Source organism: Aeromonas sp. (genome assembly GCF_051657805.1).
Classification (GTDB): Bacteria; Pseudomonadota; Gammaproteobacteria; order Enterobacterales; family Aeromonadaceae; genus Aeromonas.
Genome location: NZ_JBOFLJ010000051.1, coordinates 1 through 1025, shown reverse-complemented (window position 1 = coordinate 1025; position 1025 = coordinate 1). Strand labels below are relative to the sequence as shown.

Genomic DNA, 1025 nt, shown 5'->3' with positions numbered 1-1025 from the left:
CCAAGCCTGGCACCGACCTCGCCATGGAGCTCGCCGCCGCCTCCACCGCCGGGTATCTGGTTTTCAAAGACATCGACACATCTTTGAAGGCGCGCCCTCCGGCGGACTGGCCGGTAACGACTCGTCCCAGCACAGCCGGAGCAATCCCAACCAGAGCTATAGCATTTTAAATAAAACTGTAGCTATTTTTGAGGGGAGAGACCAAGTTGGGTGGATGAAGACGACCTCCTTGGATTTAAGACAGCGGATCGTGGCCACCTACGATGAGGGCAAGTGGACGCAGGAAGAGGTGGCGAAGCGTTTCCGGGTGTCGCTGGGGATGGTGAAGAAGCTGGTGTTACAAAGGCGGCGGACCGGACGGATCGAGGCCAGGCATCGGTTTTCCGGCAGGAAGGCGAAGCTGTTGCCTGAGAGGGGGCAAGAAATGAAGGGGTTGGTGGCGAAGGAGCCGGACATCACCTTGGCCGAGATCAAAGCCCGGCTCGGCTTGGCCTGCACCATCCCGGCGATCCATCAGGTGCTCGTGAAGCTCGGCCTGACATATAAAAAAAGACGCTCCATGCAGCCGAACAAAACCGGCCCGATGTCGCGCAAAAGCGACGTCGGTGGAAACGAGGCCAAGGCGGGCTCGACCCGGCGCGGCTGGTCTTCGTCGACGAGTCGGCCGCCAAGACAAACATGACCCGCCTGCGTGGCCGCTCGCCAAAAGGCGAGCGGCTGGGCTGCCATGCTCCGCATGGCCACTGGCGCACCACCACCATGATCTCCTCGGTGCGCCTGGACGGCACCACCGCCTGCATGACCATTGAGGGCGCGACCAACACCGAGGTCTTTTACGCCTACGTTCGCGAGGTGCTCGCGCCTTCGCTGCGCCGGGGCGACATCGTGGTCATGGACAATCTCGGCGCCCATAAAAACGAGCGCACCCTTGCCCTGATCGAAGCCGTCGGCGCCGAAGTCCGCTTCCTTCCCGCCTACTCTCCCGACCTCAACCCCATCGAGCTGATGTGGAGCAAGGTGAAGGC

At 61.8% G+C, this 1025-nt stretch carries 1 protein-coding gene and 1 pseudogene; both read left to right on the top strand.

The annotated features are described in order from the left end of the window. Positions 1-214 precede the first annotated feature (214 nt). Positions 215-682 (top strand): IS630 transposase-related protein, encoded by a 468-nt coding sequence (locus ACRCYW_RS15765; RefSeq protein WP_438550996.1) that lies wholly within the window; start codon positions 215-217, stop codon positions 680-682. Beyond that, positions 619-1025, top strand: a pseudogene (locus ACRCYW_RS15760) (IS630 family transposase); the annotation flags it as partial. The gene ACRCYW_RS15765 and the pseudogene ACRCYW_RS15760, both read left to right, overlap by 64 nt.